This window comes from Paenibacillus polysaccharolyticus (assembly GCF_023714295.1).
GTDB classification, from domain to species: Bacteria; Bacillota; Bacilli; order Paenibacillales; family Paenibacillaceae; genus Paenibacillus; species Paenibacillus polysaccharolyticus_A.
In genome coordinates, this window is record NZ_JAMAUN010000004.1 from 246,545 (window position 1) to 260,501 (window position 13,957).

Sequence of the window (13,957 nt, forward strand, 5' to 3'; positions counted from 1 at the left end):
CCCTCATATTTCGTTCTTTAATACTGTATTTATGTTTTGCTGAATTGCACAAAGATAATCATTGAACTGCAGTACTTATCCAACCAGTTTGGAGAAATCAGCAAAGCCTTTCAAATCTTGATCTATGGCAGCAAGAAGAGCCAGTCGATTCGCACGTACCGCTTCATCTTCAGCCATGACCATAACAGAGTCAAAGAACACCGTGATGGCTTCCTTCCATGCTGAAGCAATAGCCAAAGCTTCTGAAGCGTTATGTTTGGACAATGCATCGCGATAGGTTTCGTTCGTTTGATTCCAAGCATCAAATAGCTGACGCTCTCCATCTTCTACAAACAGTTCAGGATGTACCGAAGCGTTCGATGCTTTGCTAGCCAAGTTTCCTACACGGTTGAACGATTCCAGCGTTGTTTTGAATTCTTCCGCTGCCAGCACGGCTTTCATCAACGCTTCACCTTTAGGAACGATTGCACTAATATCATCGAATCCGGAAGCAATCACTGCATCAACAACGTCATAACGAACCGTTTCCGACAGCAATTTTTTCACACGCAATGCGAAGAAGTCCTGTAAATCTTTACGCACCTCTGCATCTGCACGTTTCAACAGATTCATCTGAGCGTGAACTTCAAGTGCTGCGCCGAAGACATCAGACAAGGTCAGTGGAAGTTGATGATCCAGCAAAATTTGTACAATACCTGCTGCCTGGCGGCGAAGTGCGTACGGATCCTGAGAACCTGTAGGAATAATGTTAATAGAGAAACATCCTACAATGGTATCTATCTTATCTGCCGCACTAACAATCGCACCCACAAGAGATGCAGGAGATTGATCACCAGCGAAACGAGGTTGGTAATGCTCGAATACAGCCTTAGCAACTTCTTCTTTTTCCCCAGCTTTCCGAGCATAATCCTCACCCATCACACCTTGCAATTCAGGGAATTCACCAACCATCAGCGTAACCAGATCGAATTTACAGATATCTGCGGATCGGCTAACCGATTCAGCCACATCACTGGATACTTGCAATTTCGTAGCCAGGCTATCAGCAATTTTACGAATACGGCGAACTTTATCCCCTACCGTGCCAAGTTCTTCTTGGAAAACGATACTTTCGAGCTTGGACAGCGCATCTTTGATTTCCAACTTTTGATCTTCCTCGTAGAAGAATTTTGCATCCGACAAACGGGCACGCAGCACCTTCTCGTTACCTTTAGCGATAACATCAAGGGAATCACTGCCACCATTACGAACCGTAACAAAGTAAGGCAACAACTGACCTTCCTGGTTCAATACAGGGAAGTAACGTTGATGCTCACGCATGGAGGTAATCAAAACTTCCTGCGGAATGTTCAAGAATGCGGAGTCAAATGTACCAAACAATACGGTTGGCGTTTCGACAAGAAACAGTACCTCTTCAAGCAAATCTTCTTTAATAGCAATATTCCAGTTTTTCTCGGCAGCCAGTGCTTCGATCTGGGAAACAATCATCTGCTCACGTTCGGAAATATCCGCAATGACATGCTGAGTGCGAAGCACATCCACATATGCCGAAGGCTCGGGTACCACAGCTTCATTGCCCAGGAAACGATGTCCACGGGTTACATTACCCGCTCTTACGCCCGTTACTTCAAGATCAACCACTTCGGTACCAAACAATGCAACAATCCAGCGAATCGGACGAACAAATTTGAAATCATAGGACGCCCAACGCATAAATTTCGGGAAAGTCATGGCGTGTAATACGGATAACAAACCTTCGCCAATAACGGATGATGTCTCTACACCTTTGCTGCTTTTCGTTGCATAAATGTATTCAACACCGTTCAGTTCTTTGAAGGTAAACTGATCAGGCTCAACACCTTGACTACGCGCAAATCCGAGTGCAGCTTTGCTCCAGTTTCCACTGTCATCCAGCGCTATTTTGCGAGAAGGCCCTTTTACCTCTTCCTCCACATCTTCCTGTTTGTCGGCTACATTCTGAATCAGAATGGCTAGTCGACGAGGTGTCGCGTAAGCGTGCACTTCACCATAGGCAATTCGCGATGAGTCAAGCCATTTCACAATACGTTCCTGAAGTTGTGCAATGGCTGCGCGCATAAAACGTGCAGGCACTTCTTCCAGACCAATTTCAAACAGCAGATCTTTAGACATTCTCGGCTCCCCCTTTCTTGATCAGCGGGAAGCCCAGCTTCTCACGCTCTTCCACATATGTTGCCGCCACTTGACGAGCAAGGTTGCGGACACGGGTAATGTACCCTGTCCGTTCTGTTACACTAATCGCGCCGCGCGCATCGAGCAAGTTGAACGTATGGGAACACTTCAATACATAGTCGTATGCCGGAAATACCAGATGCTGTGCCATCGCTTTATTTGCCTCTTCTTCGTACATATTAAAAAGGGTAAATAGCATTTTCACGTCAGAAATTTCAAATGTATACTTGGAATGCTCATATTCAGGTTGACGGAATACGTCGCCATAGGCAATACCTTCAACCCATTCAAGATCAAATACATTTTCTTTTTCCTGTATGTAGGAAGCAAGACGCTCCATACCATACGTAATTTCCACTGCTACTGGATTCGTTTCGATTCCACCGACTTGCTGAAAATACGTAAATTGCGTAATCTCCATTCCGTCTAGCCATACTTCCCAGCCAAGACCCGCGCAACCAAGCGAAGGGTTCTCCCAGTTGTCTTCGACAAAACGGATATCGTGCTTGAGCGGATCAATTCCCAGACGATTCAAACTTTCCAGATAGATTTCCTGGATATTATCCGGAGAAGGCTTGATAATGACTTGGAACTGGTGATGCTGATACAACCGGTTAGGGTTCTCACCATAACGTCCATCGGACGGACGGCGGGAAGGTTCCACATAAGCCACTTTCCAAGGCTCTGGTCCAAGTGAACGTAAAAAGGTCATCGGGTTCATCGTGCCTGCCCCTTTTTCCGTGTCATATGGCTGAACGATAATACAGTTATGCTCGGCCCAGAATTGTTGCAGCGTCAAGATCATCTGCTGAAAATTCATAATCATGCTCCTTTTCGGGTAGTTTGTTAACAAGCATAGGAGGTGTACGGGCAATAATAAATAGCCCTCGCCACACTACGCCTGATGTACAGACGTAGGGACGAGAGCTATTCCCGCGGTTCCACCCTACTTGGCCAGATCAAACAATTCCTCGTCTAATCTGGCCCACTTTTCCGTGTCTTTTCATGCTCCCGAGTGCCTTGTTCACAAACCGATTCAATCAGGCTCTCACCGTCCCTGACTCGCTTATCATTGATGCACGCGCTAATTCTCTCAGCTCATACGTATATCAATCATATTCTGAATCCAGTTTCCTACTTTCTCGTTCAATGCATGTCTCCAAAAAGAGAATTTATATTTCATAATATATAATCTGAAAGATGAAGTCAATAATTTTTTTAAAGTTTGAACACAGTTCAAATCCCGTACTTTTCCATTTGATCCAGGAAAGAACGGGATTTGAGATGCAGACCCAACTGGTGATCCATGAAAGCTCGCATGATCTTTTTAATTTCATCACGAGTAGAGTCACTTACAGAGATATTTCCTAAGCGTTGCAGGTCCAGTTGCACAAACAAGCGCAGCAACTTTAAAGTCTTTGGACTAACGGACATCGCTGGTGGGTCAAAATGTTTACATGCCCTACATAAGACACCGCCAAGTCTGGGACTAATAAATAATTGCTCATCCGGGCGCTCTTGGTTGCACGAGATGCATTCATCCAGCTGTGGTCCGTAACCAGCTGCCTGTAATATTTTCATCTCGTACAGACTTATGATGACCAACGGATCTTTATCTTCTTTCAAAGCCTGCAAACAAGCCTTTAATTGCTTGAACCAAAACGCTCCCGTCTCTTCATCCTGAAGCACTCGATCGAGCAGTTCACATCCATAAGAAGCATAGGCAGCCTTCACCAAATCTTCCCTGAGCTCATGATTGGATTCGATAATTTCTCCAGCATTCAGTGTACCGAGACCGGTGTTGCGAAAATAAACGTATTGACCATAAGTAAAGGGCTGCACTAGTGCAGCATGCCGACTTTTGGGCTTTTTGGCACCCCGAACGAGTACACCTGCTTTTCCGCCACTTTCAGTGCAAAGCGTTACAATCTTATTTCCCTCACCATAGTCCATGCTGCGGATGACAATGCCTTCCACTCTGTATAACATGCCTCGTCACCTAACCATTCCTGAATCAGCTTTTTATTCTTTAGCTTCTTCATCTTCACTCACTTCCCTTGCAGTATCTGACTCCTGTCCTGACGAGTTACACGTCTCGGTATATAACAAATAGGATTCTACATCCCCTGTCATTGAAAATACCTTCCATGAAAAATCCCGCATCGGAAATTCATCCTCTCTTCGGAAATGATGTCTGGTTATACCCGATAGGATGGAGTCCTGCAAGGAAAACTATGTGTTGCAATTAATGGATAAACATTTTGCCCCGAGATCACATTTCGTAAAACTACTCTCGGCCGAAACCAAGGTCACGCAGAACGCGATCCTGATTTCTCCAGTCTTTTTTCACTTTAACCCACAGATCCATGAAAATTCTGGAGCCCAGAAGATTTTGGATATCTTGACGAGCCCGCTTACCTACTTCTTTGAGCAACGCCCCTTGCTTGCCGATAATGATTCCCTTTTGTGAATCACGTTCTACAAAGATGACCGCTGATATATAAACGACACCGTTATCCTGAACTTTCATATCTTCAATCGTCACGGCGATGGAGTGAGGCACTTCTTCGCGTGTCATTTGCAAAATTTTCTCACGAATCAGCTCTGCACAGACAAATTGCTCAGGGTGATCCGTTACTTGATCGTCCGGGTAATACTGCGGCCCTTCTGGCAAATACTTACCGATCTGCTCAAGCAACGTGCTCACATTGCTGCCAAGCATAGCAGATACGGGCACGATTTCCGCGAAATCATGCAGTTTGCGATATTCCTCAATCAAGGGAAGCAAAGCCTCTGGTGCAATTTTGTCAATTTTATTCATGACCAAAATGACAGGTGTCCGCACACTTTTCAATTGTTCCGCAATGTACCGATCTCCGCCTCCCATACCTTCGGAGGCATCGATCAGGAACAAGGCAGCTTCAACCTCGCCAAGTGTATTCAAGGCTGTTTCATTCATGTAATCCCCGAGCTTGGATTGACGTTTGTGAATTCCCGGTGTGTCCAGGAAAACGATTTGTTGTTCCTCGGATGTATACACGCCGTGAATTTTGTTACGCGTGGTTTGCGGTTTGTCCGACATAATAGCAATTTTCTGACCTATCACCTGATTCATCAAAGTGGATTTACCTACGTTAGGACGTCCGATAATTGCAACGAATCCGGATTTGAATGCTTGTTTTTTCATATGTTCCTCCTCAGGCGCCTAGGCCTGGAATTTTATTTATTTGTTGGCAGAGTTTAAGTCTGAGGGCCCAAACGCCCATGGCAGCAATTCAGCAACTGTTGTTTCTAACAAGTCGCCTTTCAAATTACCCAGAATGACTTTCATATCTGGCTCACACAATTCAAACATTACTTGGCGACATACACCGCATGGAGCAATTGGTCCTTCGGTATCCCCAACGATGGCCATCGCTTTGAAACTGCGCGGCTTGTGCCCTCCGGCAATAGCACTGAACATCGCGGTACGCTCAGCACAGTTACCCGGTGTGTACGCCGCATTTTCAATATTGCACCCATGATGCACATGTCCTTCGCTATCCAGCAATGCTGCGCCTACCCCAAAATGGGAATATGGCGTGTACGCTTTTGTACGTGCCTTTATCGCTTCCTGCATTAACAAGCCATTATCCATTAATTTTTCTCTCCCTTAGGGTGTGTATAAAGGTGTGCTCTTTGAGTTAAGTTGATTCGAAGCTTTGGGGATTACACTGGGGCACTCCGATGACAGAATAACCTTCCGATCGCTGTTATCCCCGGATTTCTTCAATCACTTTTTCCAAAGTGAAAATCCGATGATAAAGGCGAACGCTTCGCTTCTTCAGGTTTTTTCTGTCCTCTCCGTTATCGTGTAATCTCTGGGAAACCAACTTAAAAACAGAGGCACACTTTATTGGTGGTATGCATTTAGAACATTGGAACCTTTGGATTACACTGGGCACTCCGATGACAGAATAACCTTCCGATCGCTGTTATCCCTGGATTTTTTCGATCACTTTTCCCAAAGTGAAAATCCGATGATAAAGGCGAGCGCTTCGCTTCTTCAGGTTTTTTCTGTCCTCTCCCTTATCGTGTAATCTCTAGGAAACCAACTTAAAAACAGAGGCACACTTTATTGGTGGTGTGCAATTAGAATTAGGATAATAAAACCTTAGAACCTTTGATTACACTAGGGCACTCCGATGACAGAATAACCTTCCGATCGCTGTTATCCCAATAACATTCTCAGACAGGCAAGGACTGGTTTTAGGAAAACAATACATCCTATGATGACAGCGAACACCGCAGCCAGTAAAACTGCTCCAGCCGCGGTGTCTTTTGCCGCTTTTGCGAGCGGATGAATATCAGGCTGGGCCAAATCAACAGCGGCTTCTACGGCTGTGTTCATCAATTCAGTGACCAGCACCATAAATACAGCTGTCAGCAATAACATCCAGTCCGTTCTGGAGATGTGGAAAAAGAATCCGGCTGCACACATCAAAATAGCTACTCCCGTGTGAACTCTAACATTCCGCTGCGTACGCAAGCCGTATGCAATGCCTTCCAGAGCGTTGAGAAATACAAGACCCCAGGAGCGCCTTCTCATTATCGTGTCAACCCGGCTTGAGCAAGAACAGCTTCCTGTTTGCCCATCATCTCCGCCTCACTTGCTTCATCCTGATGATCATAACCAAGCAGATGCAAGAAACCGTGAACAAATAGGAATCCAAGCTCACGCTCAAAAGAGTGTCCATACTCTTCACTCTGCAATATCGTCCGCGGAACAGAAATAATGATGTCTCCAAGGACATCTGGCATTTCTTCCATTTCCTCGTCCTCATCAAGCTCGTAGATAATGTCGAGCTCTTCATCCACCGATTCGTTCATCGCAAAAGACAATACGTCTGTAGGACGGTCGATCCCACGATAATCACGGTTCAGTTCGTGAATCTGCTCATCGTCAACAAACGTGAGCGCGACTTCTCCTTCCGTGATTCCCTCAGCTTCACCTGCGAGAGTCAACAATTTCTCCAGCATCGCGATCATCGGTTCTGTAATTTCTTTATCCTGTTGCTCATTATTCCATGCGAGGTTAAGACTCATTCTTTTATAACTCCTGTCTGCTCGTAATATTGATTAACCGGCTTCAGGTGCCGTCGGTTTAGGTTTCTTGATCTCTTCCGGATACTCGATTCTGGAGTGGAAAATGCCCATGACCGTTTCCTTTAATGTTTTGGCCACGATATCCAGCTCACGCATCGTAAGGTCACAATCGTTAAACTGATGATCATCCAGGCGACCTTTGATAATTTTTTCAATCATAGACTCTACCTGTTCCACCGTTGGCTTGCGTAACGAGCGAACGGCAGCTTCGACACTGTCGGCAATCCCTACAATAGCAGACTCCTTCGATTGTGCTTTCGGTCCCGGATAACGAAAATCTTCTTCCGTGAAATCCGGTTCAATCCCCGCTTCTTCCGCCTGACGCAGCGCCTTGTGGTAGAAGTAATGGAGGAATGTAGTACCATGATGTTGTTCGGCAATATCCCGTATCGGCTTCGGTAGCTTATAGTCCTTCTGCATCTCAACGCCATCCCGCGCATGCGCAACGATAATGGACTTACTTAGTTTGGGATCAATCGAATCATGCGGATTCTCCATATTGTTTTGGTTCTCGATAAAATAGATAGGCCGCTTGGTCTTCCCGATATCATGATAATACGACCCTACGCGACAGAGCAATCCATTGGCACCTATAGCCTCGGCAGCCGCTTCGGACAGATTGCCAACCATAACGCTATGATGATACGTACCCGGTGTCTCTGTAAGCAGCTTACGAAGCAATGGATGATTTGGATTCGAGAGCTCGACCAGTTTAAGTGCCGATAAAATGCCAAACGACGTTTCAAAAAAAGGCATCAGCCCGATAACCAGAATAGCTGTCAATATCCCGCCTGCAAAGGCATATCCAATGCCATAAAGGGTTGTTGTTCTGTTCCAATCCCCTGTATCGATTAAAGCCAGTGTAAAAACAGCTAAAGATCCGAACAGACAGACCATGATAGCCCCTTTTAAGATGGTTGACCGCTGACTTGCTCGGTGCGTTGCAAAAATGGCCACAAACGAAACGACAACTGCAAAGAAGCCAAGTTCAAAGTCAAAAAGCTGACCCTGGTGTGTATTCAGAATAATACTGGACAGTATGCCGATAAGAATCGAACACACAAATGCAAGCGATGTATCCAGGAGCAGCGCAATCAGCATCGCTCCGACAGCCACCGGTGCCAGAAAACCAATAAATGGACGTTCATTGGTCTGAATTAAAGCTGTCACATGCATGACAACAATCGAAATAATAAAGATGAGAACAAGCATAAGCAGTTGGGCGTTATTATATTTGAAATGCGTTCCGCTGCCTTGCTGAATAAACATTAAAATCGCTGCCGACAGCATACAGGAGAACAAAAGCAATCCCAGCTGCGGCCAGTAGTTGACTTCATTTTTCAGCAAATCGTTCTCATTAAGCAGTGCATACATTTCCGGGGTAATGATCTCCCCTTTAGATACAAGCGTGTCACCTTGCTTGATAAACACCGTCGGTGTATTCTCACGAGCTCGGACCTTTGCTTCCTTGGTACCCTCTTCATCATAGAAACGGTTAGCCGTTACCACCAATCGTGTAAGCTCCTGTACCACTTCACGTTGCGTACGTTTGCTAAGCGAACTTGCACTGACCATCTCTGCCACTTTCGCCCGTGCAGTTGTAGCTTCACTAACCTGATCTGTCATCAATCTCGCTACAATGTCTCGCGCAACAGGTTTCATTTCCTGAATATCATCCGAAGTCAGACGTGAGATTTTGATATACGTTTCTTCAGGAATACGGTAACTCTGTTCCTGCACGACGTTTCGAATCTCTTCCAGCAACGTGTCGGAGTATGTACCTGTTTTCCGATTGTTATTGATATAGTTAGACACAAAGTCTTTTTGACGCTGCGGAATCTCATCCCGATAAATATCAATCTTATCCTGGCTTGAGATCTGGTCGTCCTGATTCAAGCGGTCAATGCGATCCAGTAGCGTTGTCATCAGGTTTTCATTACGCATCTGCACGATCTGATATATCGGCTGCACACGTTCAGCCGCTTCTTCCTGTGCTTTCAGTGTAGCCTTGTTATTCGGAATCTGCATTGGCGCAGCAATGTCTACTTCACTGCGAGTGCCTTCCTGAATGTCGTAGCGCTCAGGTAACAATTTGGAAGAAAGACTCACGTAAAAGAGGATCACTAAAAACAAAAAGAGAAGATAGCGCGCCCACACGCTATACTTCCATCCTGTCGCTCTATTTTGAAAAGATTTGCCTTTTGACATTTCTTTCGAGGTCACTTTAGACAATCCCTTTCTATGCTTGATTTTCTGCGGCGTGGTTGTAAGCCACAATGATTTTCTGGACGAGGGAGTGACGCACGACATCCTGTTCGGCGAAATGCACGAATCCAATTTCCTGAACTTCACTCAGGATCGTACTCGCTTCCACAAGTCCTGATTTTTTGCCACGCGGTAAATCAATCTGTGTCACATCTCCGGTGATGACCATCTTGGAACCAAACCCAAGACGGGTTAAAAACATTTTCATCTGTTCAGGCGTTGTGTTCTGTGCCTCATCCAGAATGATAAAGGAATCATCGAGCGTACGCCCACGCATATAGGCCAAGGGAGCGATTTCAATTAATCCGCGTTCTAGAGCCTTAGCCGTCTGTTCTTGTCCCATAACGTCGTATAGAGCGTCATACAGAGGTCTTAGGTACGGATCTACTTTCTCCTGCAGATCCCCTGGCAGGAAACCCAGACTTTCGCCCGCTTCAACCGCAGGCCGTGTAAGCACAATGCGTTTGGCACTACCCTCTTTGAGAGCGGCTACAGCCAGCACAACAGCCAGATACGTTTTACCGGTTCCGGCAGGACCAATCCCGAATACAATATCCCGTTTTTTAATCGTGGTTACGTAGTGTTTCTGTCCAATCGTTTTTACACGAATTGGTTTACCACGGTATGTCGTCGTAATTTCACCTTTAAACAGATCCAGCAGCTGATCCGCACGCAAATCTTTAGCAAGCTCTATCGCATATTGGACATCTCTTTCAGTCAACACATACCCATTGCGAATCAATTGCAGTAATACATCAAATAGTTGTTCAAGTGATTCCACCTGTTGCACAGTACCAAAGATATTAATCTCTGCTTCGCGTGAAGCGATCTGGGCTGGAATCTCGGATTCAATCAGTTTCAGAAAAATATCTTGGGGTCCAAACAGAGATTGCCCCTCTCCCGCACTTTGGAGCGAGATTTGTATACTGCGTGTTTGCTCTGACAAATATCCTCATTCTCCTTGACTATGGACTAACGGAAGTTCTTCCGCGATGCTTTCTTCCACTTCAAATAATACTTTCATATAAACTTTACCATTCTCTTTCTTCTCATGCAAAATTTTTTCACTTAAAATTTTTGTGCCTTTACCGTTTTTGGCTAAAATATCATTTCTTGCCCCTTCCAATCCCTTCGTTTTAGCCCAATCCACACCTTGCTCTTCCTGATGGAAATTCGTTTCCATATCCTTCTCTGTCATCCATCCCATCGGCAAAGTGAATGAACGCCAGGTCAGCGGTTTGTGATACGTATCCGTGTCATATGAACTGAAGGGCGTTTTTCCGTAGCCCCATAGTTGAATCGCCCAATCTCCAAGCACCACGTAAAATCGTTCTTTACTTTCCCCAGTCATCGTCTGATATTTCTGAATCAGGGGAACCTGGATATCATATTCCCGCCAGACCATGCCTCGGACTTCGCCTTTGGCAACAATCGTTTTTGTATTTTCCTCATCACCCAGGATGCCCGAGATCAGCACTTGTCCTTTCTTTACACGCGTGTTTTTCTGTACTACGGGGCGTCCCTGTTCAGCATAGATTTGAGTAACCACCGCATCGGATTTACTGATGAGATGCCTTGGATTCAGTAGAGGCTCGCGCTTAGGTTGTGCTGACTCAACAACCTGAATCGTAACCCTTGTTCCCTCTTTCGTTACGCCAATCCAGGTCACATCAGGCAGTGCCAGCGCCAGCTGTCTGGAGAGCTTGTCCTGGCTTTTCATTCGGAACCCCCATTGAAAGGGGTAGATGCCTTCTTTTTTAGCGGCTGCCAGCACTTCATCTGTCGGAATGGTTACATTTCCTTTCACTTCTACATTCCAGATCATGGAAGATAGCGCGAATAGCGCCGCTACAAAGAACAGCATGCCCCCTACAAAGAACTTTCTGCGAAACAGTCGAGCCAGAAAAAAAGGAAAACCGCTACGGTGCGTAATTTTCACTCTGCAGCCTGTCCCTTTTACAATAGGACGCAGTCTGAAAAAATGCGGAAGCAAAATGCTCATCTCCGCCTGGCGTCCGTCCTGTGCACGTAGATCCCATACACTCAGTCTCTGCTCCGTTATCGTATTAATTAATGTCTCGATATCTCCGCCTGTCACTTTGATCCGCACGGCTCCCCGCAATTTATACAGACTAGGCTGCTTCATCCGTTCCCCTCCACTCCATTCATATGAATATCCAGAATTGTGCCTTCGATAGCTACTTCATCCGGCAAAATGTTACGTATGACCAAAGCGCTACCTTTGATCTCCAATTGACCTTGTGACAGAGCCAGTACGATGCGATCCGGCGTGAAATGCACGACACCGCGATGGTTCTCTATATACAGTTGCTTACTGCCGATCAGGGTTAACCGTGGCATATCATAAAGCACATCCTGCGGCAGATCCAGCACCTCACTGGTCCATCTGCGCAGCTTGCGGCTGATCCGGGTCATTCGAAGGTCTTCCCCCTTCCTCTACAGTTCAACTTATGCGCAAATTCAGGAAATTATGAAGAATTGGTGAGCGGTTCCGTACATATTTTGCTGAAAATACAGGCATACGAAAAAAGCCTTTTCTGGAGGCTTTATACTCCCCAGAAAAGGCTTCGTTTCTTCTTCCATATTTGCATGAGTTAGCCCGTCTACAGCTTACCTCTTGTACCGAAAGGTTGCTTCGAACGGGGAGGACCGAGTACCTCTGCCCATAACACCCCTGTTCGGATATCTTCCGGTCGGATACGGGATGTACCTGTATTTATATTATCTGTATCTTCCAGACTTGAACTTGATACAACTGGAGCACTTGCTGACGAAATTCGATTCAATCTTTTCTGTACCGCACGTTGCTGCTCTTCCATCAATCTCATCTGCTCATCTACCGAGCTCCGCATATTTTCCAAAGCGTGCTCACCCATGTCACCAGACGCTTGACGAGATGACGTAGCAGGCTCTGTTCGCGACGGATCATACCTTTCGTCATACCTTTGGTCGTCATAACGTTCCTCGTCATAGCGCTGATCATACTGCTCTTCATAACGACGGTCATCCGATGCAGACGACTGCTGTGGAGCAGCATTTCCTGAACGCCGATTCGCGTCTTCTCCCCCGCCAAATGTCGGCATTCCGTTACCGGGACGCTTCTGATTGGGGTTTGCAGACTTCCCAAGCTTTCCAAGGACTGAAAAAAGGGCAAAGGCAATAACTGCTACAACATATAGATTGTTAAATACCCATTCGAATAGGCTCATATGCACTCACCGCCTATCTTCCGTTTTTGGAATCACCTTGATCGCTGGAATTCGAACCTTCAGCTGGTTTTCCCAATGTGCTGCGCATTTGAGTATCGGCTTCAATGTTTTTCAGATTCATGTAATCCATGACACCAATTTTACCGTTGCGGAGCGCTTCAGCCATTGCAAGAGGTACTTGGGATTCAGATTCAACAACACGTGCTCTCATCTCAACAACCCGTGCTTTCATCTCTTGCTCTTGCGCTACAGCCATCGCACGACGTTCTTCCGCTTTTGCCTGTGCAATCCGTTTATCTGCTTCAGCTTGCTCTGTTTGCAAGAAGGCACCAATGTTTTTACCTACGTCTACGTCCGCGATATCAATAGACAAGATTTCAAACGCTGTTCCAGAATCTAGTCCTTTAGATAAAACGGTCCGTGAAATAAGATCCGGATTTTCGAGAACCTCTTTATGAGAGTTTGATGAACCGTTTGTACTTACGATACCTTCACCTACACGCGCAATAATGGTTTCTTCTCCAGCACCACCAACGAGGCGATCAATGTTCGCTCGTACTGTAATTCTCGCTCTTACGTTAACTTCAATACCATCTTTTGCGACAGCAGATACTACCGGAGTTTCAATAACACGAGGGTTAACACTCATTTGAACAGCTTGTAATACGTCGCGGCCTGCCAGATCAATCGCTGCAGCACGTTCGAATTCGAGTGGAATATTGGCACGTTGCGCAGCAATAAGCGCATTAACAACACGGTCAACATTACCCCCAGCGAGGAAGTGGCTTTCCAACTGATTCATGGTTAATTGAAGACCCGCTTTTGTTGCTTTGATCAACGGGTTAACGATCCGGCTTGGTGTTACACGTCTCAATCTCATCGCTACCAGTGTAATGATGCCAACACGTACGCCGGATGCAATAGCCGAGATCCAGAGCATAACCGGGAAAAAGCTGAAAAATACGCTCAGTACGATAATAGCCAGCACCGCGATGAGCAAAATCGTGATCATTGGATCCATAGATTAAATTCCTCCGTTTGCAATATGTTTTTTGTAAAAGAGAGCATCAGAACTGACGCTGATTAATCCGCTGCTGAAACATCAC

Annotated in this window: 14 protein-coding genes; all 14 read right to left on the reverse strand. The window is 45.8% G+C overall.

Annotated elements, in window-relative coordinates; genetic code table 11:
- Window positions 1-75: 75 nt before the first annotated feature.
- A complete protein-coding gene (gene glyS / locus M3629_RS13790; protein ID WP_251507197.1) occupies window positions 76-2,151 on the reverse strand; it encodes a glycine--tRNA ligase subunit beta in 2,076 nt (691 codons plus the stop codon).
- Window positions 2,144-3,031 (reverse strand): glycine--tRNA ligase subunit alpha, encoded by an 888-nt coding sequence (glyQ, locus tag M3629_RS13795; protein ID WP_090914724.1) that lies wholly within the window; start codon window positions 3,029-3,031, stop codon window positions 2,144-2,146. The genes glyS and glyQ overlap by 8 nt, the downstream gene beginning before the upstream one ends.
- 416 nt (window positions 3,032-3,447) lie before the next feature.
- A complete protein-coding gene (gene recO / locus M3629_RS13800) occupies window positions 3,448-4,200 on the reverse strand; it encodes a DNA repair protein RecO (protein WP_251507200.1) in 753 nt (250 codons plus the stop codon).
- A 33-nt stretch (window positions 4,201-4,233) separates the two neighbouring features.
- Window positions 4,234-4,374, reverse strand: a complete 141-nt coding sequence (locus tag M3629_RS13805) for a YqzL family protein (RefSeq protein ID WP_090914728.1) — start codon at window positions 4,372-4,374, stop codon at window positions 4,234-4,236.
- Between the two features lie 124 nt (window positions 4,375-4,498).
- On the reverse strand, window positions 4,499-5,398 hold the full coding sequence (gene era / locus M3629_RS13810; RefSeq protein ID WP_111271879.1) for a GTPase Era: 900 nt from the start codon (window positions 5,396-5,398) through the stop codon (window positions 4,499-4,501).
- A 36-nt stretch (window positions 5,399-5,434) separates the two neighbouring features.
- On the reverse strand, window positions 5,435-5,848 hold the full coding sequence (locus tag M3629_RS13815) for a cytidine deaminase (protein WP_251507203.1): 414 nt from the start codon (window positions 5,846-5,848) through the stop codon (window positions 5,435-5,437).
- 573 nt (window positions 5,849-6,421) lie between these two features.
- Window positions 6,422-6,799, reverse strand: coding sequence for a diacylglycerol kinase family protein (locus tag M3629_RS13820; protein WP_251507206.1), 378 nt, complete (start codon window positions 6,797-6,799; stop codon window positions 6,422-6,424).
- The gene (ybeY, locus tag M3629_RS13825) at window positions 6,799-7,296 is read right to left on the reverse strand and encodes an rRNA maturation RNase YbeY (protein WP_251507209.1); all 498 of its coding nucleotides are present in this window, start codon (window positions 7,294-7,296) and stop codon (window positions 6,799-6,801) included. Before ybeY ends, M3629_RS13820 begins: the two co-directional genes overlap by 1 nt.
- A gap of 33 nt (window positions 7,297-7,329) precedes the next feature.
- Entirely contained in the window at window positions 7,330-9,579 is a 2,250-nt protein-coding gene (locus M3629_RS13830; protein ID WP_251507212.1) for an HD family phosphohydrolase, read from the reverse strand.
- A 16-nt stretch (window positions 9,580-9,595) separates the two neighbouring features.
- A complete protein-coding gene (locus M3629_RS13835) occupies window positions 9,596-10,567 on the reverse strand; it encodes a PhoH family protein (RefSeq protein WP_251507215.1) in 972 nt (323 codons plus the stop codon).
- A gap of 6 nt (window positions 10,568-10,573) precedes the next feature.
- On the reverse strand, window positions 10,574-11,767 hold the full coding sequence (gene yqfD, locus M3629_RS13840) for a sporulation protein YqfD (protein WP_251507218.1): 1,194 nt from the start codon (window positions 11,765-11,767) through the stop codon (window positions 10,574-10,576).
- Window positions 11,764-12,057 (reverse strand): sporulation protein YqfC, encoded by a 294-nt coding sequence (gene yqfC / locus M3629_RS13845; RefSeq protein ID WP_251507221.1) that lies wholly within the window; start codon window positions 12,055-12,057, stop codon window positions 11,764-11,766. The genes yqfD and yqfC overlap by 4 nt, the downstream gene beginning before the upstream one ends.
- A gap of 188 nt (window positions 12,058-12,245) precedes the next feature.
- Window positions 12,246-12,851 (reverse strand): hypothetical protein, encoded by a 606-nt coding sequence (locus M3629_RS13850; protein ID WP_251507224.1) that lies wholly within the window; start codon window positions 12,849-12,851, stop codon window positions 12,246-12,248.
- Window positions 12,852-12,864: 13 nt separating this feature from the next.
- Window positions 12,865-13,872 carry a flotillin-like protein FloA gene (gene floA, locus M3629_RS13855; protein ID WP_251507227.1) on the reverse strand — a complete coding sequence of 336 codons (1,008 nt, stop codon included), beginning with the start codon at window positions 13,870-13,872 and terminating at the stop codon, window positions 12,865-12,867.
- Window positions 13,873-13,957: the final 85 nt, after the last annotated feature.